Here is a 25,857-nt window from a genome sequence, read left to right as displayed (position 1 = left end):
TCGGAAGCTTTCCCGATCACGCTCGTATCCTCGAAGGATGACGACCTCCGCGACCCCCGGATCCGGCCCCACCGAGAACTCCATGCGTCGCGCGCTCAAACGCGCCCGGGACGGCGTCGCCCTCGACGTCGCCGAGGCGGCGGTGCTGCTCCAGGCCCGCGGCGAGGACCTGACCGGCCTCGCCGCCTGTGCCGCCCGGGTCCGCGACGCGGGCCTGGAACAGGCGGGCCGCCCCGGCGTCATCACGTACTCCAAGAGCGTCTTCATCCCGCTCACCCGGCTGTGCCGGGACAAGTGCCACTACTGCACCTTCGTCACCGTGCCCGGCAAGCTGCGGCGCGCCGGGCACGGGATGTTCATGTCGCCCGACGAGGTCCTCGACATCGCCCGCAAGGGCGCGGCCCTCGGCTGCAAGGAAGCCCTCATCACGCTCGGCGACAAGCCGGAGGACCGCTGGCCCGAGGCGCGCGAGTGGCTCGACGCGCACGGCTACGACGACACCATCGCCTACGTCCGCGCCGTCTCCATCCGCATCCTGGAGGAGACGGGCCTGCTCCCGCACCTCAACCCGGGTGTGCTGACGTGGACGGACTTCCAGCGCCTGAAGCCGGTCGCCCCGTCGATGGGCATGATGCTGGAGACGACCGCGACCCGGCTGTGGTCGGAGCCGGGCGGCCCGCACCACGGCTCCCCGGACAAGGAACCGGCCGTACGCCTGCGCGTCCTGGAGGACGCCGGCCGCTCCTCCGTCCCCTTCACCTCCGGCCTGCTGATCGGCATCGGCGAGACGTACGAGGAGCGCGCGGAGTCCCTGTTCGCGCTGCGGAAGGTGTCGAGGGCCTACCACGGCATCCAGGAACTGATCATCCAGAACTTCCGCGCCAAGCCCGACACCGCGATGCGCGGCATGCCGGACGCCGAACTGGACGACCTTCTCGCCACGGTGGCCGTGGCCCGGCTCATCATGGGCCCGAGCGCCTGCCTCCAGGCCCCGCCGAACCTCGTCGACGCCGAGTACGAGCGGCTCATCGGCGCCGGCATCGACGACTGGGGCGGGGTGTCGCCCCTGACCATCGACCACGTCAACCCCGAACGCCCCTGGCCGCAGATCGAGGAGCTGGCCGGGAAGTCCCGCGCGGCGGGCTTCGAGCTGCGCGAACGGCTCTGCGTCTACCCGGAGTTCGTGCGGCGCGGCGAGCCCTGGCTGGACCCGCGGCTGCTGCCGCACGTGCGCGCCCTGGCCGACCCGGACACCGGCCTGGCCCGCGAGGACGCCGTCGTCGAGGGCCACCCGTGGCAGGAACCGGAGGAGGTCTTCACCGCCACCGGCCGCACCGACCTGCACACCTCGATCGACACCGAGGGGCGCACGTCCGACCGCCGCGACGACTTCGACGAGGTGTACGGCGACTGGGCCGCCCTGCGCGAGGCGGCCGCCCCCGGCATGGCGCCGCAGCGCATCGACACCGACGTCCGCCAGGCGCTGCGCACGGCCGCCGACGATCCGGCCAAGCTCACGGACGCCGAGGCGCTGGCGCTGCTGCACGCGGACGGGGCGGCGCTGGACGCCCTGTGCCAGGTGGCCGACGACGTGCGCAGGTCGGCGGTCGGTGACGACGTGACGTACATCGTCACCCGGAACATCAACTTCACCAACGTCTGCTACACCGGCTGCCGCTTCTGCGCCTTCGCCCAGCGCCGCACGGACGCCGACGCCTACACGCTCTCCCTCGACCAGGTCGCCGACCGCGCCCAGCAGGCGTGGGAGGTCGGCGCGGTGGAGGTGTGCATGCAGGGCGGCATCCACCCGGACCTGCCCGGCACGGCGTACTTCGACATCGCGAAGGCCGTGAAGGCGCGCGTCCCCGGCATGCACGTGCACGCGTTCTCGCCGATGGAGGTGGTCAACGGCGCGACCCGCACCGGCATGTCGATCCGCGAGTGGCTGACGGCGGCCAAGGAGGCCGGCCTGGACACGATCCCCGGCACGGCCGCCGAGATCCTGGACGACGAGGTCCGCTGGGTGCTGACCAAGGGCAAGCTGCCCGCGGCCACCTGGATCGAGGTGATCGAGACGGCCCACGAGCTGGGCATCCGCTCCTCCTCGACGATGATGTACGGCCATGTCGACCAGCCCCGCCACTGGCTGGGCCACCTGCGCACGCTCGCCCGGATCCAGCAGCGCACAGGCGGCTTCACGGAGTTCGTGACCCTGCCCTTCGTGCACACCAACGCGCCCGTCTACCTCGCGGGCATCGCCCGCCCGGGCCCCACGATGCGGGACAACCGCGCGGTCACCGCGATGGCCCGGCTGCTGCTGCACCCGTACATCCCGAACATCCAGACCAGCTGGGTCAAGCTCGGCACGGAGGGTGCCGCCGAGATGCTGCGCTCCGGCGCCAACGACCTGGGCGGCACCCTGATGGAGGAGACGATCTCCCGCATGGCGGGCTCCTCCTACGGCTCCTACAAGTCGGTCAAGGACCTGATCGCGGTGGCTGAGGCGGCGGGCCGCCCGGCCAGGCCCCGCACGACGCTGTACGGCGAGGTCCCGGAGGAACGGCGGCGCGCGGCCGAGGCCTCGGACGGCCACCTGCCGGAACTGCTGCCGGTGCTGGACTGACCGGCGGGGCGCCCACGCCAGGGCAGTACGATGATCCGGCCCCCGACATGCCGGGGGCCGGAGACTGAGGAGATGCGTAGCGGTGCCTGCCCGACGGCTGCCCTCGTGGGCCTGGACCACCGCGCTGACCGTGGGCGCGGTCGCCGCGGTCGCGGCGCTGACGGTACAGGCCGACCAGGGGGCGAAGCCCACGGCGTCGGCGGCCCGGCCGGGCGCGTCGGCGCGCCCGCACCCGGCGCCCGCGGTGCCGCCCGCGGTCCCGGACGGCTCGGGCACCGGGCGGCGGGTCGTGTACTCGCTCGGTCGGCACCGGCTGTGGCTGGTGGACGCGAGCGACGCCCCGCGCCGCACGTTCGCGGTGTGGGCGGGCACGGTCAGCCCCGACCCGGGGACGTACAAGGTGTCGACGCGGCGCGAGACCACGACCGGCTCCGACGGCGTGCGGATCGAGCACATCGTGTACTTCACGGCGAAATCGGGGGTGTCGATCGCGTTCTCCAACGCGGTCGACGGCTCCTCCCCGCCGCCGCCCGCCGCGGGGAGCCGCACGGGCGGCATCCGGATGCGGGCGGCCGACGGGGCGGCGCTGTGGACGTTCGCGACGCCGGGGACGACGGTCGCGGTCGTCAGCTAGCGGGCTGCTCCTCGGCGGGCGCCCGGTGCCCGGCGGTGACGGGGTCCTGGCCGGCCAGGTGGTTGACGATGAGCACGACGCCGCTGATCAGGAAGATGCGGGTCGCGGCGTCGAGACCGTTCCAGTTCTTCGACTGCCACATGGCGAACCACTCGCCGCCGATCGCGATGAACCCGGCGCCGAACAGCAGCATCAGCATCAGCAGGCCGTAGGTGGACAGCCGCCGGGCGCGGGCGTGGTCCCGGCGCGCCCAGCAGACGGTCCCGGCTATCAGCACGAGCGCGGCGAGGGTCTCCCACGCGATGATCGCGACGTAGGCGGCGTTCTGCAGGCCCTTGCCGGTGATGGCCCGCCACATCAGGTCGTCGTCCTTGAACGTGGTGTCCATGGCCAGGACGTGCTGGACGAACGCCTGATTCGTCCCGAAATCGGTGATGTTCCCGAAGGCGACGAGTGTGATGTAGAGCGCGAGCACACCGGTGAGAAGCCCGGCGGCGAGCGGAAGCGCGCGTGAGGTGGGGGTGGTCATGCCGATCATTGTGCCCAACCGCCGACACCGTCCGTGCAGTACTCAACTTCCCCGCGCGGTATCGCCCTTGGCTGCCGGGGACGGCCGGGCAGCGACAGCACGCGCGGCACGGGGCCGGGGCGGACCGGGAGCCCTGACCGGCCCCGGCCCGCCGCCGCGCACATTTTCCGCCCTTTCCGCCCCTGAACCCCTCACCTCCGTTCGATTACAGTGCTGCGCGTCGTACGTATGGACGGTCCCGGGAGGTCTGGGTGGGCGCGACGTCCGGTGCCGTCTGGGGACGAGCCGAGCAGCAGGACTTCCGCAGCCGGGTGCGCGGCACGCTCCTCGGGGCGGCCGTCGGGGACGCGCTCGGCTCGCCCGTGGACGGGCTGGGCCTGGCCGCGATCCGGGAGGCGTACGGCCCCGAGGGCGTCGCCGACCTGGTGCCGGCGCACGGCCGGCGCGGCGCCGTCAGCCATCGCACGCAGCTCACCCTGTTCACCGTGGACGGGCTGATCCGCGCCCAGGTGCGCCGCGACACCGGCGCCTGGCATCCGCCGACCGATCTGCACCGGGCGTACCGGCGCTGGCTGGCGACCCAGCGGGACTGGGGGCCCGACGAGCGCCGCAAGGACGACGGCTGGCTCGCCCGCGAGGAGTGGCTGTACGCCCGCCGCGAGCCGCCCCGCGCACTGCTGCTCGGGCTCGGCGACGAGACGATGGGCACCCTTCAGGCGCCCAGGAACCCCGCCGAGGACGGTCCCGAGGCCGCCGCCCGCTCCGCCCCCTTCGGGCTGCTCGTCGGCTGGGAGCCGCAGCTGGTCGTCCAGCTGGCCGTGGAGTGCGCCGCGCACACCCACGGGCATCCGGTCGCCGGCCTCGCGGCGGGGGCGTACGCGGCCATCGTGCACGGTCTCGCCCGCAGTCAGAGTCTGGACGGCGCGGTCCAGCAGGCGCTCGCGCTGCTCGCCGCCCGCCCCGGCCACCGGCCGGTCTCCGACGCCCTCCAGCACGCCCTGGGCGCGGTGCGGCAGGGCCTGCCCACCCCGGCCCGCGTCACCGAACTCCTCGGGGACGGCACCGCGGCCGGTGTGCTCGGCGCCGCCGTCTACTGCGCCCTGGTCGGCGAGGACGTCCGCCACGGTCTGCGCCTCGCCGTGAACCACGACGGCCCCTCCGGCCCGGCGGGCGCCCTCACCGGCGGCCTCCTCGGCGCCCTGCACGGGGAGACGGCCCTCCCTCCGGCCTGGCTGGCGGAACTGGAGGGCCGCCCCACACTCCTGGAACTCGCCGACGACTTCGCCATGGAAATGACCCAGGGTCCGGCGCTGCACGGGCCGATGGGAGCGTCACCGGGCTGGCTGGCCAGGTATCCGCGCGCCTGAAGGGGCGGGTGGGCCGGCGCGGCGGCTTCAAGCCGGCGTCGGCTGCACCTCCCCCGGGGGCGCGGGGAACTGCGCGACCAGCCACGACGCCCCCGCACCGGCCGACGGCGAGGTGCCCCTACGGCGCTCCCACCACTCCCTGCGCCGGAGACCGAACCGCTGCCGCCGCGTCGTCGTCGCCGTTGACCCGTGCGATGATCGCCAGCCGTTCCGGGGTGTCCTCCGGCTTCACCCAGCCGATCCCGATGTACAGCACCAGGGACACCGCCAGCGGGATCGACACCTGGTACTGCAGCGGCACTCCGCCCTCGATCTGCCAGCTGATCGGGTAGTTGACCAGCCAGAAGGCCAGCAGGCCCAGCCCCCAGCTGGTCAGGGCCGCCGTCGGGCCGGAGCGGCGGAAGGGGCGCAGCAGGCCCAGCATCATCGGGATGGCGATCGGGCCCATCAGACCCGCCACCCACTTGATGACGACGGTGATGATGTCCTTGAACGCGGGGGAGTTGACCTGCGTCGCCACCGCCATGGACAGCCCCAGGAAGACCACGGTCGTCACCCGCGCGGCGACCAGGCCCGAGCGCTGCCCCCACTCCCGCGCCCGCCGCGACAGCACCGGCGCCACGTCCCGGGTGAACACCGCGGCGATGGCGTTCGCGTCGGAGGAGCACATGGCCATGGTGTGCGAGAAGAACCCGACGATCACCAGGCCCAGCACACCGTGCGGCAGGAGCTGTTCGGTCATCAGGGCGTAGGAGTCGGAGCCGTCCGGCTTCTGCGCGTGGACCAGGAGCGGGGCCATCCACATCGGGAAGAACAGGACCACCGGCCAGACGAGCCACAGCACCGCGGACAGCCGCGCCGAGCGCTCGGCCTCGTGCGCACTGCCCGTGGCCATGTAGCGCTGGGCCTGGTTGAGCATGCCGCCGTTGTACTCGAAGAGCTTGATGAACAAGAACGCGAGCAGGAACACCGTGCCGTAGGGGCCGACGAGCGGCTTGCCGTGTCCGTGCAGGGCCGGTTCGTCCCAGGCGCCGAGGAAACCGATGCCCTTGTCGTTCAGCTTCAGCACCACCGCCACGAACATGGCGACCCCGGCCAGCAACTGGATGACGAACTGCCCGAGTTCGGTCAGCGCGTCCGCCCACAGCCCGCCGATCGTGCAGTACACGGCCGTGATGGCGCCGGTGATGAGGATGCCCTGGTTGAGCGAGATCCCGGTGAACACCGACAGCAGGGTCGAGATGGCCGCCCACTTCGCGCCCACGTCGACGATCTTCAGCAGCATCCCGGACCAGGCCAGCGCCTGCTGGGTGGGCAGGTTGTACCGGTTCTTCAGATACTCCAGCGGGGAGGCCACGTGGAGCCGCGAGCGCAGCCGGTTGATGCGCGGCGCGAACAGCTTCGAGCCTATGGCGATACCGAGGGCGATCGGGAAGGACCAGGTGATGAAGGAGGTGACGCCGTAGGTGTAGGCGATGCCCGCGTACCCGGTGAACATCACCGCGCTGTAGCCCGACATGTGGTGCGAGATGCCGGACAGCCACCAGGGCATCTTCCCGCCGGCGGTGAAGAAGTCGCTGACGTCGTCCACCCGCTTGTGCGACCAGACGCCGATCGCCACCATCACACCGAAGTAGCCGATGAGTACGGCCCAGTCGAGACTGTTCATGCGGCCGATCGTGGGGTCAGTCCCATGAACACGACAAGCGAGCGTAAGGTCAAGTCACGGTAAAAACGTTCGACTTGATGTCTGTCGTTCACTCACATGAACAGCCAGGAAGCGGGCGGACCCGGGAGCCGATACCCGGCTCCCGGGTCCGTCCACGCTGGTTCCCGGCTGATCCCCGCCCGATTCCTACGGCGTCCGCACGGTCTGCTTCAGCTCGTCGGGGCAGGGCGTGCCGCGCGGCAGCTGGTAGGGCGCCGCCAGCCGGTACGTGCCCGCCTTCGGCGCCAGCAGCACGGTCCACCTGTCGCCGTCGGCGTCCTCGTCCGTCTGCATCAGGCAGCCGTTGACGTTGTCGTACGACTTCGGCGTGCCCTCGGCGCGGTGCCTGGAGGCGTCCGTCTCCTGCGGCGCCTTCAGGCTCTTGCCCTCGGCGTCCACGATGCTCAGCCACGGCGAGTACGGGATGCGCACCAGGATCCGGCCCGGCCTGCTCACCTGGATCGTCATCTCGCCCTGCTCGGCGCGCACCACGACCGCGTCCGGCTCGGCCAGCGGCGCCGGGTCGGTGACCCGGAACAGCTGCCACTGGTCGTCGCCCCAGATCTGCTGCAGATACGGCAGCCCGCGCTGCACCAGCGCCCGCTCGCGCTGCCCGCCGTCGCCGTCCGGCTCGTCCTTCGGCACGACCACGTAGTGCACGGCCCAGCGCTGGAGCCACTCGTGGTAGTTCGCCGAGTTGAGGGTGTCGTCGTAGAAGAGCGGGTTGCGCTCCATGTCGGCCTGGCGGTTCCAGCCGCGGGCCAGGTTCACGTACGGCGCGAGCGCGGACGCCTCGCGGTGCGAACGCGCCGGGACGACCTCCACCCGGCCCTTCTCCGCGCCCACCTGCTGGAGCTGGTTCACCAGCGGGGCCAGCTCACGCGACCAGTTGGCGGCCGGAGCGGTGTGGATGATGTCGTCGACCGTCTTGTAGCCGATCCAGCCGACGAAACCGACGAAGGCCACCACCACCGCGTACCACTTGCGGGACTTCGGCACGGTGAACGGCAGCGCCGCCACCAGTGCGACCCCCGCGAACAGCATCGCCAGCCGGGTGATGTTCGAGCCGATCTGCGAGCTGATCAGCCACACCAGCAGCACCGCGAGCCCGTACACGGCCGCCGTGAACCGGACCGTCCGCCACGTACGCGGGACGGCGAAGTGGACGATCGCCGAGAACAGCAGCGGCAGGGACGCCGACCCGAACGACATCGGCTGCGTACCGGAGAACGGGAACAGCCACGCCGAGACCGCCACCACCGCCGACGGCGCGATCCCCAGCGCCCACGCGCCCGGCCGCCGCTTCTGCAGGAACAGCGCGACCGCCACCAGACCCACGAACAGCCCCGCCACCGGCGAGGCCATCGTCGCGAGCGCGGCGAGCGGCGCCGCGCACAGCGCCTTCGCCCAGCGTTTGTGGCGCCAGCGGTACGGCCAGCAGAAGACCGCCGCGACCGCGCCGAGCGCGAACATCATGCCCAGACCGAAGGTGACCCGCCCCGAGATGGCGTTGCAGATCAGGGCGAACACCCCGGCCATCGTCGCCCACAGCGGATTGCGCACCGCGCGGCTGCGGATCAGGATCAGCGTCAGCAGCCCCGCCGAGACCGTACCGGCGATCATCATGGTCGTACGGACGCCGAGCACCGACATCAGATACGGCGACACCACGCTGTACGACACCGGGTGCATACCGCCGTACCAGGCCAGGTTGTAGGCCGAGTCCGGGTGCCGGCCGACGAACTCCGCCCACGCGTCCTGCGCAGCGAGATCGCCGCCGCTGTTGGCGAAGGTGAAGAACCAGACGATGTGCAGGACGCCCGCGAGGGCGGTGACCCACAGCACCGGGTGGCGCAGCATCCGCTCCCGCAGTGCGAGGAAGGCGGACCGGAAACGGTCGCGGCGGTCGTCGCCGCCGCCGGACGGGCCGGTTTCAGGCAGCGCTATTCGAGGGCCGGTACTCGATCCCGTACCGGCGTCGTCGGCGCGTGTCGGCTCCGCTGTGGCCACCTGAAGGCACTCCCAGTTCCCGTCTTCTGTTCTCGGCCGCAACCGCGACCCGTCCCGTCTCGGGACGCTAGCACGCACCCGGCCGGGGGGCTCTGCCGTGCTGCTCCGCCGACGGCGTGCGCGGGCCCGGGGTGAGCGGGCCCGCGCGGGCCGGGGCGTCAGCCCAGGCGGGTCAGCTTGGCCGCGAAGCCCGGCTCGGTCAGGTCCTTCTGCAGGGCGACCGGGACCTTCACCGCCTCGCTCGAACCGTCACCGACGGTGAGCGTGCCGACCTTCGTACCGGCCTTCGCCGTGTGCGGCAGGGCGTCCGCCGCGAACGACAGCTTCACCTTCAGCCCGGCCCAGCCGACCGCCGTGACGTTCTGCGTGACGACGACCGGCGTACGGCCGCCCACACCGTCGTCCACGTAGCCGACGACGTCGCCCTTCTTCAGGATCGTCCTCGACTGCAGCGCCGCCTGTGCGCCACGGATCAGCTTGTCACCGCCGTCCAGGGCGGCGCTGAGGATGGTGTTCTCCGGGCCGCCGGCGGGCTGGCGCACCACCGCACCGACGATCCGGCGGGACACACCGTTCACGTCCTTCTTGGCCGCGAAGACCAGGTTGCCGAGCGCCGACGTGGTGGTGCCGGTCTTGATGCCGACGACGTGGTTGTGACCGACCAGGCCGTTCCAGTTGGGGTGCTTGACGCCCTTGTAGTCGACGTACTCCATCATCGCCGCGACCTCGCGGAACGCGGGCTGCTCCATCGCCTGCTTGGCCAGCTTCACCTGGTCCACGGCCGTGCTGACCGTCGTGTTGTTCAGACCCGAGGGGTCGGTGTACGTCGTGTCGGCCATGCCGAGGCTCTTGGCGGTGGCGTTCATCTTCGCCACGAACGCCTGCTCCGAGCCGGAGTCCCAGCGGGCCAGCAGACGGGCCACGTTGTTGGCGGACGCGATGAGGATGCTCTCCAGCGCCTCCCGCTCGGTGATCGAGTCACCGGCGGTCACATGCACGGTCGACTCCTGACCGGCGTCGGACTGGGCCTCGGCGGTCTTGTCGATGCCGATCTTCGGCCCGTCGGCCCCGCTCTCGAGCGGGTGGTCGCGCAGGACGATGTACGCCGTCATCACCTTGGCGACACTGGCGATCGGCACGGGCTTCTGGTCGCCCGACGAGCCGAACGTGCCGATGCCCTGCACATCGAGGGCGGCCTGCCCGGAGGCCGGCCACGGGATGGTGGCCTTGCCGCCGTCGAAGGTGTAGCTGTCCTGGGCGGTCAGGTCGAGCGCCGGCGTCGGCAGCGGGCGCACGGCCTGCGCGATCGCAAAGACGATCACCAGCAGGAGGACCAGCGGCGTCCAGATCTTGACCCGCCGCACCACCCTCCGCAGCGGCGTCTGCGGCGGCGGCGGGGTGTTCGTCAGCTCGGCCAGCAGATCCAGCGGCGGCTTCGGCGGCAGCGGCTGCTGCGTGGTGCGCTCGGGGCCGGCCTGGGGGATGGCCGCGGTGGCCTCGGCGGGGGCAGCCTTGGGGGCGGCCGCCTTCGGCTCCGCGGGAGCGGGAGCGGGAGCGGGCGTGGGCTTGGCGCCGGCGGGCTTGGCGTCCGGGGTGACCCGGCGCAGAGCGGTCGTGGCCTCGCTCACGGGCGGCTGCGCGGGGCGCGGGGGCTTACGGGTCGAGGGGTCGTCGAGGGGCTTGAGCGCGACGAACTTGCTGGTCCGCTCGGCCTCGGACTCGGCGGGCTTCGCGTCCTCAGGGGCCTTGTCGGACGGAGTGTCCTTGGACTTGCCGTCCTTGGCGGACGTGCCGGCCTGGGCGTCCTTGCCGGACGTGCTGTCCTCGGCGTCCTTGGGCTGCCCGGCGGGCTTCGGCTTGACGTCGCCGAGCTTCAGCATGGTGGTCGGCTGGTCGATGTTGCCCTTGCCGACGCGCGCCTTGGGGGCGTCGCCGATCTTGAGCATGGTGGTGGGCTGATCGCCGCCCTTGCCGACGGGAGTGTCCTCGGGGGCGTCCTCGGCGTCCTCGGCGTCCGCAGAGGCGTCGGCCTCGTCCGCCGTACGCGAGTCGGCCTTCTCGCCCTCGGCGTCCTTCTCCGGAGCCCCGGCGTCCGCGGAGGCGCCCTCCGCGCCCTCCGCAGGGGCCTTCGCGGCCTTCTCCGGCCCCTCGGAGCCCTTCGCCTGCGCCGGACCACCGTCGGAGTCCGCCGACCTCACCCAGGCCGCCACGGCCTCACGCAGCCGCGCGTCACCTTCGGTACCCGGCGCGTCGCCGTCCGTACCGGAGGCGTCGCCGTCCGGGGCCTCGACCTTCGGAGCCGCGTCCTTCGGCGCGTCATCGGCCGGGGTCTCGTCCTCCGGCGCGTTGTCTTCCGGAACTTCGTCCTCCGGCGCGTCGTCGTCGGACGCCTCGCGCTCGGACGCTTCGCCCCGCGGCGCGTCGTCGGAGGCGTCGTCTTCCGGGGCCGCCGCCGTCTCCTCGCCGTCCGCCCCGCCCTCGGAGGTGCCCTCGGAATCACCCTCGGAGGTGCCCTCGGAATCACCCGCGGAGGCGCCCTCGGAACCAGCCTCGGAACCGCCGTCGGCCTCGCTCTCCCCGGCGTCCTCCGCCAGGTCGCGCACCGACAGCACCCGGGTGGCCGTGTCCACACCCCCGCGGGGCGGGTCGGCCTCGCGGGCCACCGCCAGCCGAGGGTCAGGGCCCCCCGCGGCGGAGTCGCCCGAACGTTCGTTCCGGGCCTCGGGAACCGACGTCGCGCTCCCCGGCGTCGGTTCCGCCGACGACTCGCGCTGCTTCGACCTGTCGGGGGACTCGCCCGCCACCGATGCCTCCTCCATACGCCGCCGCACGCCCTCCGTGCGTCTGCCGAAACCGTGAACCGCCGCCCGGAACACCGCCCCACGGCACTGTCCGAACCATGTACCAGTGTCCTGTCTGCGGCCCCGACTTCTGCGTAGGACGAGAACGACATACCTGCCGGTTCCCTTACAAACAGGTCACGCACCCTCGACAGACCAATGTGAGAGGGGTCACCCTGTCATTCATCCACGCGGGGAGGCATGGATGGGCAGGAGCCGCAGAACACTTCCGGAGGAGCTTCTGCTGCTGGCACTGGACCCGACCACGGGTACCACTGCACAGCCGCAGTCGCTCGACCTGGGTCTGGCCGGAGCACAGCTAGTGGAGCTGGCGCTGGCCGGACGGATAGCCCCAGACGGGGATCGTATCGCCGTGGTGGTACCACGGCCGACAGGAGATCCAACTCTGGATTGCGCGTTGGAGTTGCTGCGAAGGCGCGGCGCTCCGGTACGGGCCGTCCACTGGATCGGCGGGCCGCGTCTCGGGCTCCGCCAGACCTACCTCTCGCATCTGGAGCGGTGCGGCATGGTGCATGCCGTCGAGGGCCAGATGTGCGGAGTGCTGCCGACGACGCGCTACCAGGCGACGGACAACGAGATCAGCCGGGAGATCAGGGCCCGGCTGGATTCGGCGATCCGCACCGGCGTACCGCCGGACCCGCGGACCGCGGCGCTCGCCGCCCTGGCCCACGCGGTCGGTCTCGGCAAGCACCTGTACCCGGGCAACGAGGGCCGTTCGTCCCGTTCCCGGTTGCGGGACCTGATCCGGCACGACCCCATGGGCGGGCTGGTCGCGCACGCCGTCATGGACGTGCAGAACGGCGCGGCGGCACAGCCACGCCGCGGAGCGCCCCCCGGCCGGCAGGCCGGCGGAGCCCGGTCGGCGACGGAACCCGCTCGCGGGGTTCCGGTGCAGCCGCACCGGGCCGGCATGGCGCGCGTCGTGGCCCACTGAGCCGCGGTCACGGCACCGCACCGCACCACCGGCGCCCTCCGGCGCCACCACCAGGACCCGTTCGGGAGCCGCGCGTCCGCGCGGGGCGGCCCGGCCGTACGCCCTCGAAGGGCCCGGCCGCGCCGCCCCGCGCGAACGCATGCCCGCACGCACACCGCTGAGGCCGGCCCGTACCCACGTGCGAGGGGCCGTACGCGTCTTCGCCGCATATCCACCGTTCGGCAGCGGTAGGAACCCGCTTGGTGGCAGTCTGCTCAACAGCAGATACGCAAAGTTGCTAGCAACAGGCACGCAGCCGGAGGTGCACGTCCCGTGGCGTCCAATGTCAATCCCACTGTCAGGCGGCGCCGGCTGGGCCAGGAGCTGCGCAGGCTCCGTGAGCTCAAGGGCATGACGGCCGAGGAGGTCGCCGAGCGGCTCCTCGTGTCCCAGTCGAAGATCAGCCGGCTGGAGAACGGCCGCCGCAGCATCAGCCAGCGCGACGTCCGCGACCTGTGCAGCGTCTACGAGGTCGAGGACCAGCGGGTCGTCGACTCGTTGATGCAGATGGCCAAGGACTCCCGCCAGCAGGGCTGGTGGCACACCTTCGGCGACATCCCCTACAGCGTCTACATCGGACTGGAGACGGACGCGGCGAGCCTGAGGGTGTACGACCCGCAGGTGGTGCCCGGTCTGCTGCAGACCCGGCAGTACGCGGAGGCGCTCATCGCGGGCGCGCTGCCGGAGACCGCGCAGGCCGACATCGACAAGCGTGTGCAGGTGCGCATGCGCCGGCAGGAACGCATCACCGCGCCGGAGAACCCGCTGCGGCTGTGGGCGGTGCTGGACGAGGCGGCGCTGCGCAGAGTGGTCGGCAACGAGTCCGTGATGCGCGACCAACTGGAGTACCTGGTCGAGCAGTCGCAGCTGCCGCACGTCACCGTGCAGGTCATCCCGTTCGAGATGGGCGCCCATCCCGGCCTCAACGGCCAGTACGCGATCCTGGAGTTCCCGGACGCCGCGGACTCCAGCGTCGTCTACATCGAGGGCGTCACCAGCGACCTCTACCTGGAGAAGCCGAACGACGTGCACAAGTACGCCATGATGTACGAGCACTTGCGGGCGCAGGCGCTGAACGTGGACCAGTCGCTGCAGTACATCTCGCGGATCGCCAAGGAGTACGCCCGCTGACGACCGCCTTGTGCGGGCCCGGCCGTTGAAAGTGCCGCACGGTACACCAGTCAACGGCCGGGATGGAAGTCTCCTCTGGAATATGCCATCCAACGAGTGAATAGTCGCTTCGTGACCCCAGGGGGGCGAGTAGCGTCGATCACGCCAATCAGGCAACAAGGTTGGCGTGAATCGAACAACCCTCCTCAGGCAATACGGAGCAGACATGGCAATTCGTCAGGGCGCCACGGACTCGTGGACCAAGTCCTCCTACTCCACGGGCAATGGCGCGTGTGTCGAGATCAAGTCGCCGGTCGTGGCCGCCATGGCCGTACGGGACTCCAAGGTCCCCGAGGGGCCCATCCTGTCCTTCCCGGCCGAGGCGTGGAGCGCCTTCGTCACCGCGGTCAAGTCCTGAGGGGAGGGTCTTCCTGAGACCCGCGTACCCCCCACGACACAGCGCCACGAAGAGGGCCCTCTCGACGAGCTCGCCGTCCTTGCCGAGAGGGCTCGGCTTTCCCCGCCGGACCCTGAAGTCCGTCCGGGGAAAGCCGGTTCAGCCGTGACACCCGTCGGTCACCGCACGGGGAAGGCCACATCGCACACCGGGTCCTCGGGGCCGGCAGCGTCCCAGTCGGCGAAGTAGATCTCCCGGCACGGGCCGTCGTACTCCAGCCCCCGCTCCTTCATCCACGCCTCCACCGCTTCGAAGGCGGCGAGGATCTGCGGGTGCGCGACCTGCGCCTTCGTGATCCGCGTGTACGCCAGCCGGCGTGCCGGCTCCACCCGTACCACCGTCTCCCAGGCCCGCCCGCGGGCGGCCGCCCACGCCCGGGCCGCCTCCTCGTCGGCGACGGGCACACAGGACTCGGCCGGACCGTCGCTCTCCATGGACACCTCGGCGTGGTAGACGACGAACGGCGACGCCACGACCCCACCGCACTCCCGGGCCGCTGCCTCCAGCCGCCCCATGGACGCCCCGATCCACGCGGGCAGCTCGTCCGCCAGCGTGTGCCGCTTCTCGGCGAGCACCACCTGCGCGGGCACCTCGACCGTCTCCACCTCGAACGCGTCGTACATCTCGAATCCCCTTCCGGACAGTCGTCCACGGAGGAACCCGGCGAGTGTGCGCTGCCGCGCGATCCGCTCCTCGACGCCGGCCCAGTACGCGCCGAGCCGGTCGGCCGCCGCGCTCCCGTCCCGCTCGGCGGCCTCGACCACCTCGGCGATCACGGTGAGCGGCATGTCCAGCTGCCGCAGCAGCGCGACCGTCCGGGCGCGGTCGATCTGGCCGGCGCGGTAGTAGCGGTAGCCACTGACCCCGTCGACGTGTGCCGGGCGCAGCAGGCCGAGGCGGTCGTACAGCCGCAGGGCCTTCGGCGAGAGCCGGGCCCGCGCGGCGAACGCGCCGATCGTCAGCAGGTCGTCGTCCACGACGCCATCCTCCGTCACCGGGCCCACCTGGCCCGGTGACGGGAACGCTGGTCCTTGCCCCAGGGGCAAGGTCAACCCGGTCCGGCTAGCCGAGCGCCTTCTCGACGGCCGCGACGAGTGCCGCCGCCTCCGGCTCGGTCTGCGGCGAGAAGCGGGCGACGACCTGGCCGTCCCGCCCGATCAGGAACTTCTCGAAGTTCCAGCGGATGTCCCCGCTGTGCCCCTCGGCGTCCGCGGCCCCGACGAGGCGCTGGTACAGCGGGTGCCGGTGCTCGCCGTTGACGTCGACCTTCTCGGTCATCGGGAAGGTCACGCCGTACGTCGCCGAGCAGAACTCGGCGATCTCCTCGGCGCTGCCCGGCTCCTGCCCGAGGAACTGGTTGCACGGCACGCCGAGCACCGTGAAGCCGCGCTCGGCGTACCGCTCGTGCAGCTTCTCCAGGCCGTTGTACTGCGGGGTCAGCCCGCACTTGGAGGCCACGTTCACGACGAGCACGACCTGCCCGGTGTAACTCTTCAGGTCGGCGGGCCCGCCGGTGAGGGCGCCGATCTCGACGTCGAGGGGGGAGGAGGCGTCAGTAGTCATGAGCGGAGCCTAGCGGGGTGGGGTTACATGACGGCGGCGCCCTCGGGGAGGTTGCCGGTGGGGGCCTCGGGGCGGGCGCCCGCCGCCTCGACGAGCACGTCCCCCGCCACCGTCCGCGTGTACAGCACCGACCGCCCCGCCCGACGCCGCAGCACCAGACCGGCGTCCCGCAGCACCCGCAGATGCCGCCCGACCGACCCGAGCCCCTGCCCGGTGACGGCGACCAGCTGGGTCGTGCTCATCGGCGAGGCGAGCAGCACGAGCACCGCGGCCCGCCCCGGCCCCAGCAGCCCGCCCAGACTCGCCGGCACCCGGGGCCCGCCGTCCCCGGCCAGCGCGCCCACGCACGGATAGACCACCGCGTACCGCCGGCCGTCCTCCCAGCTCACCCACCCGGTGCGCGGGGTGACCGGCACGAACACCAGCTCCGCGCCGGCGATCTCGCGCGGCGGGTACTCGTGCGGATTGACCTGGAACCGGTTCTCGCCCAGCCATCGTGTCCCCGGCCGGAGCGAGTCCAGTACCGCCGCCCAGCCACCCCGGCTGACCTGCGCCGTCCGTGCGACCACATCGGCCTCCAGCACCCGTCGGCGCCGCTCCCAGAACGGCAGGACGGTCTCCTCCCACACCCACTCCAGCAGCGCCGCCGCCCGCTCGGGCAGATCGTCACGCTCCAGCCCGGCGGGCAGCGCCCCGGCGAGGGACATGCGCAGATGCGCCCGCGCCCGCGCGCCCCCGACCTGCCGTACCCGCGCGACGGCGTCACCGAAGTCCTCCCCGTCGTACGGCGTCGGGGTGAGGAAGTCGGCGATCCACTCCCGGCCGAGCCCGGCCCGCACCAGCGACGCGGTCACGCTGTCGCGGGCCAGCAGGGCGCGGTAGGCGGGCAGGTGGGTGCGGAGCCACTCCTGCTCCCCGGGGTGGGACCCGCTCGCCGAGTGCAGCAGCTTCAGGGAGGCGAAGACCTCCGCGAGCGGCGAGATCACGAACCGGCTGCCGGCCAGTGTGTCCGCGTTGACCTGCCACCAGCCCATGCCCCACCGGCCTCTCGCGTGTGACTCGACCTTTCGCGTGTGGGCGAAAGAGTACGGCCGCACCCCCGGCAGCTTCGACCCTGTGGGGCATGCGCAGCTACCGCGACCTGTTCCGCACCCCCGAGTTCACCCCGCTCTTCCTGTCCAGCGCGGCCCTGACCGCGGCCCAGACGACCGGCGCCCTGGCACTGGCGACGCTGGTGTACCGGGCGACGGGCTCACCGCTGCTGGCGGCGGTGAGCATGTTCGGCCCGTCCCTCGCCCAGGTCCTGGGCGCGACCCTGCTTCTGTCGGGCGCGGACCGCCTGCCCCCTCGGCGGGCCCTGACGGCGATCTCCCTGACGTTCGCGGCGGGCACCGCCCTCCTCGCGATCCCCGCCCTGCCGATCTGGTCGGTGTTCCTGGTGATCCTCACGCAGGGCCTGGTGGCGTCGCTCGGCGGCGGAGTGCGCTGGGGCCTGCTGAACCAGATCCTCACCAAGGACGGCTATCTGCTGGGCCGCTCGGTGTTCACCATGCTGAGCGGCCTGATGCAGATCACGGGCTACGGCCTGGGCGGGGCCCTGCTGGCCTACCTGAGCCCGCACACGACCCTGCTGCTCTCGGCGGCGCTGTACGTCGTGTCGGCGGCGGCGACCCGCTGGGGGCTGACCGCACGGCCCCCGCGGGCGACGGGCCGCCCGTCGGTCCGCACCACCTGGCGGACGAACGGCACGCTGTGGCGATCCCGCCCCCGCCGCCTGACGTATCTGGGCCTGTGGATCCCGAACGGCCTGATCGTCGGCTGCGAGTCCCTGTACGTCCCGTACACCCCCGCGTCGGCGGGCACGCTGTTCGCGTGCGCGGCGCTGGGAATGCTGCTGGGTGACCTGGCGGCGGGCCGTTTCGTGCCGCCAACGCTCCGCCCCCGCCTGATCACCCCCCTGCTGGTCCTGCTGGCGGCCCCCTACGCCGCGTTCGCCCTGTACCCCCCGCTGTGGCTTGCGGCCGTGCTGGTCACGACGGCGTCGGCAGGCTTCAGCGCGAGCCTGCTGCAGCAGGAACGCCTCATGCGGCTCACCCCCGACGACCTGAGCGGCCACGCACTCGGACTGCACTCGGCGGGCATGCTCACCCTCCAGGGAGCGAGCGCCACACTCGCGGGCACGCTGGCCCAACTGACGTCCCCGGCAACGGCGATGGCCCTGCTGTCCCTGACCTCCCTGACGGTGACGGCGTGGCTGGCGCGGGCCGGGACGGCGGGCGCACCGGGCGGAGTGCTGCTCGACGAGGAGCGCGCGGAGGCGCCATGACGACTCGTGGCGTCACTTCTTGCTGCCGTCCACGATGACCGGCGTGCCGTTCGCGTCGGTGCCGCACGGGACGGCGTACACCGGGTTGGCCTTCGCGGCTTCCTTGTAGGCCTCCAGGCACTGGTTGTACAGCACCTTGTCGCTCAGCGACCGCTCGATGATCTTGTTGGCGGCGGCGATGCCCTCCGCCTCGATCCGCTTGCGCTCCGCCTCCGCCTTCGCCGTACGGGCCGCCTCGGTGGCCCGCTCGGTGGCCTGCTCCTGCTGGATCTTCTTGTCGATCTGGTCCTGCAGCTTGTCCGACGGCCGCACATTGCGCAGGTTGACGGTGGTGACGTCGATCCCGCGCGGTGCCAGCCGCTGCTTGACGAGGTCGGCGATCTCGGCGCCGATCTGCTCGCGGGCGGAGGCGTAGCCCTCCTCGCTGGTGTGCTTCGCGAAGACGTTGCGGATGATCTCGCGGCTGTCGGGCAGCACCAGCCGCTGCTCGACGGCGTCCTCGCTGCCCGCCAGCCGGTACAGCTCGACCGCCTTCGCCGGCACCACGGCCCACTTGATGGTGACGTCGGCGTACAGCACACCGCCCTGGGAGGAACGGACCTCGACGACGTCCTTGCCGTTGAGGTCGAGGTCGACCGGGCGGGTGGAGAAGGACGTGACGTCGGTGAACGGCGACTTGAAGTGGACGCCGGACGTCAGCGGCGCGCCGATCTTCCCGAAGGCCACCGGGACGCCGACCTCGTAGGCGCTCACGACGTGGACACACGCGAACGCTCCGGCCAGCAGTCCGGCCACGGCACTGAGCGCGGCCCCGATCCTCCAGCCCGTCTCGTCACGTCTGCGCCCGACGAGAAACAGCACGACGGCGCCTATGAGCAGCAGGATGAACAGCACAAACACAGGAAATCCCCCTCCGGAAACGTTTCCGCGCCCCCCTGGCGCGGCCCCGGCGCGCATCGTAGCGATCGAGGGTGACGCCGATACCCCGTCGCGGAACACCCGGGGGACCGAACGAGTGGACTCGGGAGGACGGCGCACACCAGGACGCGCTGCTTCCGGTTCCCGGATGGTGCCGTTGCCTTCTCAGCCCCCTCCCCGACAGGGCGCCCCGACATGCGACGTATCCCCTCCCGCCGCCTGTTCACCACCGCGCTCGTGGCGTCGGCACTGGCCCCGACGGCGGTGACTCCCGCGGCCGCCCATACCGGGTGCGGCGCCGCCCACGACCAGGACCAGAACCACGACCAGGTCCGACCGCACGGCTTCGGCCGCGAGTGACCACCCGCCTGGACGAGGCGATCGAGGACGTCCGCCGCGAGGCCGGCATCCTCGGTGTGGTCGCCGGACTGTGGATGCCGTGCCGGGGGACGTACGTCCGGGCGCCCGACGCCGCTCCCATGCTTGCGGGAGCGGCACCGGGCGGCACCCGGGGGTCGCCAAGTGGGTGAGGGAGCACGTTCGCGCGGGGTTCAGGCGTCGGCCAGGCGGAAGTGGACGATGGCGATGTCATCACCGGGAACGATGTCGGGGTAGTGGTAGCGCAGCCGGTCGTGCAGCGTCGCGAGATCGCGGAACCCGTCGGCGACGGCATCCTGCTCGGTCAGCTCACCGACCGTCTTGTGACGGATCGCCGTCACGACGCCCGGGAGCACCAGGTCCTCCTCCAGCTCGAAGACGAGGTCGACCGGCCCCGTGGCGACCGGAGTCCTTCGCCGCACCGTGGTCGTCTTGCGCCCCGCGCGGACGGCGTCGAGATAGTCCCGGTGGAAGGCCAGTGACTGCGTCACCGTCCCGGCGCGCCCCGCGCCGGAGACCTCCTGATCGGCCCACACATAGCTGTGCGGCAGCAGACCGGCGACGGAGATGCTGCGGACCCCCTCGTCCGTGGGCACGAGGACGCGGATGCCCGGGTGATAGTCGAGAAGAACCTGCCGATCACGCCCGCACGGCGCGAGCACCCCGCGCCCGTTGTCTCCGACGGCGACGATGGCCGCCAGCTCACGCGCCCCCGCGGCACGGGCATGCCCCAGGGCGACGAGCTCCGCGCAGGGCCCACCGGTGAAGTGGTAGAGGTTGATGCCCCCGAACACCCGCCCGCTCACGTCCCGCACGGCGGCACCGACGGTGTGCACCTCCCCGTCCCCGTTGTCCTCCACAATGCGCCGAGCGAACTCGACCAACTCCATGTCCTCTTCGGTGGCTTGCTGCAGATCGTGGATCATGAGCAGCAGCCTAGGGCGGCGACGCGGGGGAGAGCGGACGGGGCGGCCGGAGCGGGAGGCCGGGACTATCGTGCGCGTGTGACCTGCGCAGTGGAGCGCCCTCTCCTCTTCCTCGACATCGACGGGCCACTCATCCCCTTCGGCTCGTCGGCCGGCCCCCTACCTGCCGCGGCATCCACCGACCAGGGGAACCCACTCCTGGCGCGCCTCGTCCCCGGGACCGGGCCGCGCCTCCTCGCCTTGGGGTGTGACCTCGTGTGGGCCTCCACCTGGGGGGAAGAAGCGAACGAGGCTGTCGCCCCGCGCATCGGTCTGCCGAAGTTGCCCGTGATCCCGTGATGCAGTGGCCGGAGGCCGGCGCCGACACGAGCCCACGCGGCCTGCACTGGAAGACCCGCCACCTCGTCGACCGGGCCGACGGGCGGCCGTTCATCTGGGTCGACGACGAGATCAGCGACGTGGACCGCCTGTGGGTCGCGGGCCAACACCCCGGCCCGTGGCTGCTTCATCGCGTTGATCCCGGCAGAGGGCTCCAGGACCCCGACTTCGCCGCACTCGCCGACTGGCTGCGTTCCGTTGCGGCGAAATGATCAGCGTGCGCGGCGAGGTGGTCAGCTGAGTACACGTACTCATGTGGTGCCGCGGCGGCGCCTGACAGGCTCCGTGACATGAACGACAGGCTCCGTGACATGCAGGGCGGCAGAGGGACGCTGACGGCGCTGCATCTCTTCCTGGTCTGGGCGATGACGGCGGCCGCGGTGCCGGTGTTCGGTGTGGGGCTGCTGGTGGCGGGCTGGGCCGACGGCATCGGAGCGGCGGTCCTGTGCCTCGTCCTCGGTGTGCCGCTGGTCGTGGGCCTGCTGACCATCTCGGCCCTGCCGATGAGGACCGTGCTGCCGCTGTACGGCTCCTTGCGGCGGCGGCTGGGCTGGGCCGTACTGGTCTTCGTCCTCGGCACGCTGGGCATCGTGGCGGGCCTGGTCGCCTACGGCCGGGACGTCGACCTCGGCAGCGCCGGCACCCGGATCGCACTGACCGGGGTGCCCTACGCCGTCGCGGCGGCGTTCTTCGTGCCGAGCAGGTGGGTGCGGCTCGGGGCGCTGGCCGCGCTGGCGGGCGCGGTGGCCTACGGGTGCTTCGTCGGCCCGGCGCTGGCGCGGCAGGGCGAGGAGGAGACGCAAGCCGCGCGGTACCGGGAGCATCCGGAGCTCCTGTTCCTGGGCGACGCACCGCCGGGCCTGCAGGTCTCCCACGCCGAGGTCGGCCCTGCCACGTTCATCGTCGACTACCGCCCGATCCGTGAGGGCTACGAGACGGGCTACGTCGGGCTCGTCGTACGCCCACCGGCACCGCGGCCCCCCGATGCCCCGAGCCCGCCGAGAAGAACGTGACCTGCACGGTGGACGCGCACGGCGAGATGGTCAGGATCCGCGACTTCGCCGGCGGAACCCACGAGATCAGCCTCACCCGCCGCCAGGGCAGAGCGGAGTTCGAGGTCACCAGCCAGACGGTCGCCGAGCCCGGGCTCCGGCGACTCCTGGACACCCTGCACCCGCTCTCCGACGCGGAGTTGGAGAAGCTGAAGCAGGAGAAGAGGATCGACCAGCACCTCTGAAGCGGGCGGCCGGTACAAGACCCCACGCCACGGGTAAGGTACCGATCTTCGGCCGGCGGAAGCCGTACGGAGTCCTCGAAGGCCGGGAACATCATGCAGCTCGCCGACCATCCCGCACGCCGCCGCCTCAGCGCCGCCCTGGACAACCTCTCCGTCACCTTTCGCGGCATGAGCGCGCATCCGGACGAGCGCAACTGCACATGCCACTGGGGCAGCGCGGAGGAGCTCGCCCTTCTGAAGACGCCGGACGTGGAACTGGAGCCGGACCTCCTGCGCCGGACCTGGCAGGCCATCGACTGGATGGATCACGCGGCCGTGCTGCGCCGCATCCTGCCGCAGTTCGCCCGGGCCCTGGTCGCCGGTCGCGTGGAGCCCCTGTTCGGGCTGGAAGAGGCCGGCTACTCCTTCGCCCGCGGCCGCTGGCAGCAGTGGCCCGGCGAGCACGCCGGGCCGGTACGGGAGTTCCTGCACGCCTGGTGCGCGCAGAGCCTCACCGATCCGGACGCCGCAGTTCCGGCGCACCAGGTCTTCGCGATGTGCGCCGAGGCGTCCGGAACGCTCGCCCCCTGGCTCGCCGACTGGGAGAAGCACACCGGACACCTCAGCGACCGACGTCTCGCCGAGGCGGCCGCGGAGTGGGAGTCCGAGCTGCTGCGAGACAGCCTGCCGTGGAGCGTCCACTGGTACGAGCACGACGAGGAGGAGACGCGCGCCGAACTGGTCGCCTGGCTCCTCGGCCACGCCGCGGCGCGGCTGCGCGAGTCGGGCGCACCGGCGGATCTGCGGCACCGGATACGTCTGCTCGGACTCACCGGCGAGGCCCGCTGGACGGACCCGCACTGGCCGGGCCACGGCTGCTGACCGAACGTGAGGGGTGACCGGGCCGGCGGTTGCCGATCGGACGCCTCGCGCGGGTGAACAAGCCCGCTGCCGCGCTCAGTCGACGTCCACCCGGCCGTCCTTCGGCTTCTGCTCCTTGCCGGCGGCCAGTCGCAGCAGGCCGCTGTCCTCGCTCTCCTCCGGGCGGCGGCCGTCGGGGCGGTGGCCGTCGGAGTCCTGGCCGTTCAGGTTCTGCCGGACCGAGTCGAGGATCGTCAGACCCTGGGACACCAGACCGGCGGCGATCTCGCCGAGGCCGTCCGCCCCGTTGAGGACGTTGACGTTGGCGCCCGCGAGGCCGCCCGCCGCCTCCTTGACGATCTGCGGGAGCTGGTCGATCAGCATCCGGTCGAGCGCGACCCGGTCGTACGAGGCCGCCGCCTCCGCCTGAACCTTCATCCGCTGCGCCTCGGCGGCCGCGAGGATCCTGACCCGCTCGGCCTCGGCCTCGGCGGGCTTCACGATCTCGGCCACCAACTGCTGCTGGCGCAACTGGGCCTGCCGCTGGGCCAGTTCCGTCTGCGCGGCGAGCACCTCCTGCTGGGCGTCCGCCTGCGCCAGCGGTCCGGCCTGCGCGGCCTTCGCCTGGGCGCGGTCCACCTCCGCCGAGTACTCGGCCTTGACGATGGCGGTCTGCCTGGCGTACTCGGCCTGCGCGCGGGCCGCCGCCTGCTCCGCCTCGGCCGCGGCCTGGGTGGCCTGCGCCTGGGCGATCTGGGCCTGCCGCTGGATGGCCGCCTTGTGCGGCGCGGACATCGCGTCGATGTAGCCGGTGTCACCGTCGTCGATCGACTGGATCTGAAGGGAGTCGACGGTCAGACCGATCTTCGCCATCTCGGTCTTGGAGGTGTCCAGGACCTCCGCGGCGAGCTTCTGCCGCTCGGTGACGATCTCCTCGACCGTCATCGAGCCGATGATGGCCCGCAGATGGCCTGCGAAGATCCGCCCGGTGAGCACCGACATCTGCTCCTGGTCGGAGAGAAACCGCTGACCCGCGTTGATGATGCTCTCGTGATCGTTGCCGACCTTGAAGGCGATGACCGCGCGGACGTGCAACGCGATGCCCTGCCTGGTCACACAGGTCTCGGTGACCTCGGACTCGCACATGGACAGGGTGAGGAAGCGGACCTTGCGGAAGACCGGGAGCACGAACTTGCCGTGTCCCGTCACCACGCGAAACGGCGCGCCCCCCAGGCCCCGCCTGCCTCCCGAGATCAACATCGCCTCGTCGGGGGCGGGGACGCGGTATCCGAACATGCCTGTACTCCTCAGTCGGCGTCGGCGGCGTTGTCGCCGAGCGCGTCCAATGGATCCACCCACTCGATGACGCCGACCTCACGGCATCCCCGCGATTCGATCACGAGCACCGTCGCGCCCGCGGACAGGGGGTTCTCCGACCAGGCGAGGAAGGTCTCGGAGCCGCCTCTGACCCGCACCAGGATCTCACCGGGACCCGCGGATCCGCGCGTTCCGATGAGTACCGTCCCTGTGCGGCCGACCACGGCCTCGTCCTGTGGCATCACCGGCCGCCCTCCTCGTCCTGCCCCCATGATTCCGACGATAGACCCACCCCGCCCGGGACCCAACGGCCAGGAGCGTTCGCCATGGCCCCGGGGGAGTGCCGTGACGTTCCGCGGTCTGCCCGCCGACGTGTGGCGCATCACAGCAAGTTAGATTGTGCGCAACTAAATTGCTGACTAACGTCTGGAGCAGGACGCCACGACACAGGAAGGCGGCACCGTGAACCCCATACGCCACGAGGATTACCACCCCATCGAACGCCCCACCTATCAGCAGGAGTTGGACGAGGTCGTGCAGCAGGTGGCGCGTCGCACCCACGCCTCCGTGGAGCGCCAGGGCGTCGGCCGCGCCGTCCGCACGGCCCACGGGAAGACCTACGGCCTCCTCAAGGCCACGGTCACCGTCGGTGACAACACCGGCTTCTACCGCCAGGGCATCTTCGCCCGCCCGGCCGTGTACGACGCCGTCGTCCGCTACTCCAACGGCCTGGGTCATCACCGCCCCGACCACCAACTGGGCGCGGCGTGCGGCATGGGCGTCAAGCTGTTCGGCGTTCCCGGCCCCTCGCTGCTGGACGACGAACGCGACAGCGGCACCTTCGACCTCAACCTCATCAACAACGAGGTCTTCTTCGCGAACACCGCCTACGACTACATGGTCATCGAGGACCTGTTCGCCGAACTGCCCGAGGCGCTGGTGAACCCCGCCCGCCGCAAGACCTGGATGGCGGAGTTCCTGACCCGCCGGGGGACGCTCACCGATCCCGGCAGCTGGCTGTGGGACGAACTGCTCGCCATGCTGTCGTTCACCACGGTCCCGCGCAGGAACCTGCTGTCGTACACCTACAACAGCATGGGCGCCTTCCGGTACGGCGACCACATCGCCAAGATCCGTACGGTGCCGACGGCCGCGTCCCTGTCCGCCCTCACCCACCAGATCGTGGACGTGCGCGCGGACAACGAGGCGTTCCGCCACACCCTGGTGGCCGAGGCCGCGGAGCGCGACCACTCCTTCGAACTCCAGGTGCAGCTCAACACCGATCTGGCCCGGATGCCGGTGGACAACACCTCCGTGAAGTGGCCCGAAGACCTGTCTCCCTGGGTGACGGTCGCCCGGGTGGATCTCCCGCGCCAGGACATCGGCGGGGACGACAACCTGGCCGCCGCCGACACCACGTCGATCACGCCCTGGCGATCGCGCGAGGAGCACCGGCCCCTCGGTGAGATCCAGCGGGTGCGGCAGGAGGTGTACCGGCGCTCGTCCATCGAACGGCACCGCGCCAACGGACAGGACCGGCGCGAGCCGGCCGGCAGCGCGGAGCTGGTGGGCTGACCTGCCCGTTTCACCTCCCTTGCGGTGATCTGCTTGCCCTGGGAGGAACGGCACCCTACCCTCACGGACGTACCGACTGGATGGTATGCCCGTGGGGGCGCGGGTGCCCCACGACGACCAGGGCGGC

At 71.7% G+C, this 25,857-nt stretch carries 23 protein-coding genes and 1 pseudogene; 13 read left to right on the top strand and 11 right to left on the bottom strand.

What is annotated here, in order from left to right; translation table 11 throughout:
* Positions 1–37: 37 nt before the first annotated feature.
* Together AB0J12_RS08520 and AB0J12_RS08515 are read left to right on the top strand one after the other, a co-directional pair.
* A complete protein-coding gene (locus AB0J12_RS08520; RefSeq protein ID WP_363263472.1) occupies positions 38–2,623 on the top strand; it encodes a bifunctional FO biosynthesis protein CofGH in 2,586 nt (861 codons plus the stop codon).
* An 82-nt stretch (positions 2,624–2,705) separates the two neighbouring features.
* Positions 2,706–3,257: a L,D-transpeptidase gene (locus tag AB0J12_RS08515; RefSeq protein WP_363263470.1), complete on the top strand. Its 552-nt coding sequence runs from the start codon at positions 2,706–2,708 to the stop codon at positions 3,255–3,257.
* Here the strand turns inward: AB0J12_RS08515 and AB0J12_RS08510 are convergent.
* Entirely contained in the window at positions 3,250–3,786 is a 537-nt protein-coding gene (locus AB0J12_RS08510) for a DUF2165 domain-containing protein (protein ID WP_363263469.1), read from the bottom strand. The two genes, AB0J12_RS08515 and AB0J12_RS08510, sit on opposite strands and share 8 nt — an antisense overlap.
* 251 nt (positions 3,787–4,037) lie before the next feature.
* Between AB0J12_RS08510 and AB0J12_RS08505 the strand changes: the two genes are divergently transcribed.
* On the top strand, positions 4,038–5,153 hold the full coding sequence (locus AB0J12_RS08505) for an ADP-ribosylglycohydrolase family protein (protein ID WP_363263468.1): 1,116 nt from the start codon (positions 4,038–4,040) through the stop codon (positions 5,151–5,153).
* Between the two features lie 118 nt (positions 5,154–5,271).
* On the opposite strand, the gene AB0J12_RS08500 is transcribed toward AB0J12_RS08505, so the two are convergent.
* The 3 genes from AB0J12_RS08500 to AB0J12_RS08490 all read right to left on the bottom strand — a co-directional run bounded on the left by AB0J12_RS08500 (position 5,272) and on the right by AB0J12_RS08490 (position 11,675).
* A complete protein-coding gene (locus tag AB0J12_RS08500; RefSeq protein ID WP_363263466.1) occupies positions 5,272–6,822 on the bottom strand; it encodes a sodium:solute symporter family protein in 1,551 nt (516 codons plus the stop codon).
* A gap of 186 nt (positions 6,823–7,008) precedes the next feature.
* On the bottom strand, positions 7,009–8,871 hold the full coding sequence (locus AB0J12_RS08495) for an MFS transporter (protein ID WP_363263465.1): 1,863 nt from the start codon (positions 8,869–8,871) through the stop codon (positions 7,009–7,011).
* Between the two features lie 158 nt (positions 8,872–9,029).
* Positions 9,030–11,675 (bottom strand): D-alanyl-D-alanine carboxypeptidase, encoded by a 2,646-nt coding sequence (locus AB0J12_RS08490; RefSeq protein ID WP_363263464.1) that lies wholly within the window; start codon positions 11,673–11,675, stop codon positions 9,030–9,032.
* Between the two features lie 241 nt (positions 11,676–11,916).
* On the opposite strand from AB0J12_RS08490, the gene AB0J12_RS08485 reads away from it, so the two are divergent.
* From AB0J12_RS08485 to AB0J12_RS08475, 3 genes are all read left to right on the top strand, one after another.
* Positions 11,917–12,666: a GPP34 family phosphoprotein gene (locus tag AB0J12_RS08485; RefSeq protein WP_363263463.1), complete on the top strand. Its 750-nt coding sequence runs from the start codon at positions 11,917–11,919 to the stop codon at positions 12,664–12,666.
* A gap of 312 nt (positions 12,667–12,978) precedes the next feature.
* Positions 12,979–13,836, top strand: coding sequence for a helix-turn-helix transcriptional regulator (locus AB0J12_RS08480; protein ID WP_363263462.1), 858 nt, complete (start codon positions 12,979–12,981; stop codon positions 13,834–13,836).
* A 205-nt stretch (positions 13,837–14,041) separates the two neighbouring features.
* Entirely contained in the window at positions 14,042–14,233 is a 192-nt protein-coding gene (locus AB0J12_RS08475) for a DUF397 domain-containing protein (RefSeq protein WP_363263461.1), read from the top strand.
* Positions 14,234–14,391: 158 nt separating this feature from the next.
* Here AB0J12_RS08475 and AB0J12_RS08470 read toward each other — a convergent pair whose 3' ends face one another.
* The 3 genes from AB0J12_RS08470 to AB0J12_RS08460 all read right to left on the bottom strand — a co-directional run bounded on the left by AB0J12_RS08470 (position 14,392) and on the right by AB0J12_RS08460 (position 16,869).
* Positions 14,392–15,267, bottom strand: a complete 876-nt coding sequence (locus tag AB0J12_RS08470) for a MerR family transcriptional regulator (protein ID WP_363263460.1) — start codon at positions 15,265–15,267, stop codon at positions 14,392–14,394.
* 67 nt (positions 15,268–15,334) lie between these two features.
* Positions 15,335–15,835, bottom strand: coding sequence for a glutathione peroxidase (locus AB0J12_RS08465; protein WP_363263459.1), 501 nt, complete (start codon positions 15,833–15,835; stop codon positions 15,335–15,337).
* 23 nt (positions 15,836–15,858) lie between these two features.
* On the bottom strand, positions 15,859–16,869 hold the full coding sequence (locus AB0J12_RS08460) for a winged helix-turn-helix domain-containing protein (RefSeq protein ID WP_363263458.1): 1,011 nt from the start codon (positions 16,867–16,869) through the stop codon (positions 15,859–15,861).
* Positions 16,870–16,958: 89 nt separating this feature from the next.
* On the opposite strand from AB0J12_RS08460, the gene AB0J12_RS08455 reads away from it, so the two are divergent.
* Positions 16,959–18,161 (top strand): MFS transporter, encoded by a 1,203-nt coding sequence (locus tag AB0J12_RS08455; RefSeq protein ID WP_363263457.1) that lies wholly within the window; start codon positions 16,959–16,961, stop codon positions 18,159–18,161.
* 12 nt (positions 18,162–18,173) lie between these two features.
* Here AB0J12_RS08455 and AB0J12_RS08450 read toward each other — a convergent pair whose 3' ends face one another.
* Complete coding sequence (locus AB0J12_RS08450; protein ID WP_363263456.1) at positions 18,174–19,055, bottom strand: prohibitin family protein; 882 nt, start codon at positions 19,053–19,055, stop codon at positions 18,174–18,176.
* Between the two features lie 219 nt (positions 19,056–19,274).
* On the opposite strand from AB0J12_RS08450, the gene AB0J12_RS08445 reads away from it, so the two are divergent.
* Positions 19,275–19,439, top strand: a complete 165-nt coding sequence (locus AB0J12_RS08445) for a hypothetical protein (protein WP_363263455.1) — start codon at positions 19,275–19,277, stop codon at positions 19,437–19,439.
* Positions 19,440–19,630: 191 nt separating this feature from the next.
* On the opposite strand, the gene AB0J12_RS08440 is transcribed toward AB0J12_RS08445, so the two are convergent.
* A complete protein-coding gene (locus tag AB0J12_RS08440) occupies positions 19,631–20,383 on the bottom strand; it encodes an ASCH domain-containing protein (protein WP_363263454.1) in 753 nt (250 codons plus the stop codon).
* Positions 20,384–20,461: 78 nt separating this feature from the next.
* Between AB0J12_RS08440 and AB0J12_RS08435 the strand changes: the two are divergent.
* The 4 genes and pseudogenes from AB0J12_RS08435 to AB0J12_RS08420 all read left to right on the top strand — a co-directional run bounded on the left by AB0J12_RS08435 (position 20,462) and on the right by AB0J12_RS08420 (position 22,859).
* Positions 20,462–20,973 (top strand): annotated as a pseudogene (locus AB0J12_RS08435) (HAD domain-containing protein).
* A 78-nt stretch (positions 20,974–21,051) separates the two neighbouring features.
* Positions 21,052–21,774 carry a hypothetical protein gene (locus AB0J12_RS08430; RefSeq protein WP_363263453.1) on the top strand — a complete coding sequence of 241 codons (723 nt, stop codon included), beginning with the start codon at positions 21,052–21,054 and terminating at the stop codon, positions 21,772–21,774.
* Positions 21,771–21,998, top strand: a complete 228-nt coding sequence (locus AB0J12_RS08425; RefSeq protein WP_363263451.1) for a hypothetical protein — start codon at positions 21,771–21,773, stop codon at positions 21,996–21,998. The genes AB0J12_RS08430 and AB0J12_RS08425 overlap by 4 nt, the downstream gene beginning before the upstream one ends.
* Before the next feature lie 93 nt (positions 21,999–22,091).
* Positions 22,092–22,859 carry a hypothetical protein gene (locus AB0J12_RS08420; protein WP_363263449.1) on the top strand — a complete coding sequence of 256 codons (768 nt, stop codon included), beginning with the start codon at positions 22,092–22,094 and terminating at the stop codon, positions 22,857–22,859.
* A 75-nt stretch (positions 22,860–22,934) separates the two neighbouring features.
* Here the strand turns inward: AB0J12_RS08420 and AB0J12_RS08415 are convergent, their stop codons facing one another.
* Together AB0J12_RS08415 and AB0J12_RS08410 are read right to left on the bottom strand one after the other, a co-directional pair.
* Complete coding sequence (locus tag AB0J12_RS08415) at positions 22,935–24,134, bottom strand: SPFH domain-containing protein (RefSeq protein WP_363263448.1); 1,200 nt, start codon at positions 24,132–24,134, stop codon at positions 22,935–22,937.
* An 11-nt stretch (positions 24,135–24,145) separates the two neighbouring features.
* The gene (locus AB0J12_RS08410) at positions 24,146–24,397 is read right to left on the bottom strand and encodes a hypothetical protein (protein WP_363263447.1); all 252 of its coding nucleotides are present in this window, start codon (positions 24,395–24,397) and stop codon (positions 24,146–24,148) included.
* Positions 24,398–24,617: 220 nt separating this feature from the next.
* Between AB0J12_RS08410 and AB0J12_RS08405 the strand changes: the two genes are divergently transcribed.
* A complete protein-coding gene (locus tag AB0J12_RS08405) occupies positions 24,618–25,730 on the top strand; it encodes a catalase family protein (RefSeq protein WP_363263446.1) in 1,113 nt (370 codons plus the stop codon).
* Positions 25,731–25,857: the final 127 nt, after the last annotated feature.

It is taken from the genome of Streptomyces sp. NPDC049915, assembly GCF_040656475.1.
In the GTDB taxonomy this organism is placed as follows: Bacteria; Actinomycetota; Actinomycetes; order Streptomycetales; family Streptomycetaceae; genus Streptomyces.
This window is presented reverse-complemented; position numbering and strand designations above follow the sequence as displayed.

Bases quoted from the DNA above. Each gene is read 5' to 3' on its own strand.
- AB0J12_RS08520 (WP_363263472.1), top strand. From the start codon at position 38: ATGACGACCTCCGCGACCCCCGGATCCGGCCCCACCGAGAACTCCATG.
- AB0J12_RS08510 (WP_363263469.1), bottom strand. From the start codon at position 3,786: ATGACCACCCCCACCTCACGCGCGCTTCCGCTCGCCGCCGGGCTTCTC.
- AB0J12_RS08500 (WP_363263466.1), bottom strand. From the start codon at position 6,822: ATGAACAGTCTCGACTGGGCCGTACTCATCGGCTACTTCGGTGTGATG.
- AB0J12_RS08485 (WP_363263463.1), top strand. From the start codon at position 11,917: ATGGGCAGGAGCCGCAGAACACTTCCGGAGGAGCTTCTGCTGCTGGCA.
- AB0J12_RS08475 (WP_363263461.1), top strand. From the start codon at position 14,042: ATGGCAATTCGTCAGGGCGCCACGGACTCGTGGACCAAGTCCTCCTAC.
- AB0J12_RS08465 (WP_363263459.1), bottom strand. From the start codon at position 15,835: ATGACTACTGACGCCTCCTCCCCCCTCGACGTCGAGATCGGCGCCCTC.
- AB0J12_RS08460 (WP_363263458.1), bottom strand. From the start codon at position 16,869: ATGGGCTGGTGGCAGGTCAACGCGGACACACTGGCCGGCAGCCGGTTC.
- AB0J12_RS08455 (WP_363263457.1), top strand. From the start codon at position 16,959: ATGCGCAGCTACCGCGACCTGTTCCGCACCCCCGAGTTCACCCCGCTC.
- AB0J12_RS08445 (WP_363263455.1), top strand. From the start codon at position 19,275: ATGCGACGTATCCCCTCCCGCCGCCTGTTCACCACCGCGCTCGTGGCG.
- AB0J12_RS08440 (WP_363263454.1), bottom strand. From the start codon at position 20,383: ATGATCCACGATCTGCAGCAAGCCACCGAAGAGGACATGGAGTTGGTC.
- AB0J12_RS08430 (WP_363263453.1), top strand. From the start codon at position 21,052: ATGAACGACAGGCTCCGTGACATGCAGGGCGGCAGAGGGACGCTGACG.
- AB0J12_RS08420 (WP_363263449.1), top strand. From the start codon at position 22,092: ATGCAGCTCGCCGACCATCCCGCACGCCGCCGCCTCAGCGCCGCCCTG.
- AB0J12_RS08415 (WP_363263448.1), bottom strand. From the start codon at position 24,134: ATGTTCGGATACCGCGTCCCCGCCCCCGACGAGGCGATGTTGATCTCG.
- AB0J12_RS08410 (WP_363263447.1), bottom strand. From the start codon at position 24,397: ATGCCACAGGACGAGGCCGTGGTCGGCCGCACAGGGACGGTACTCATC.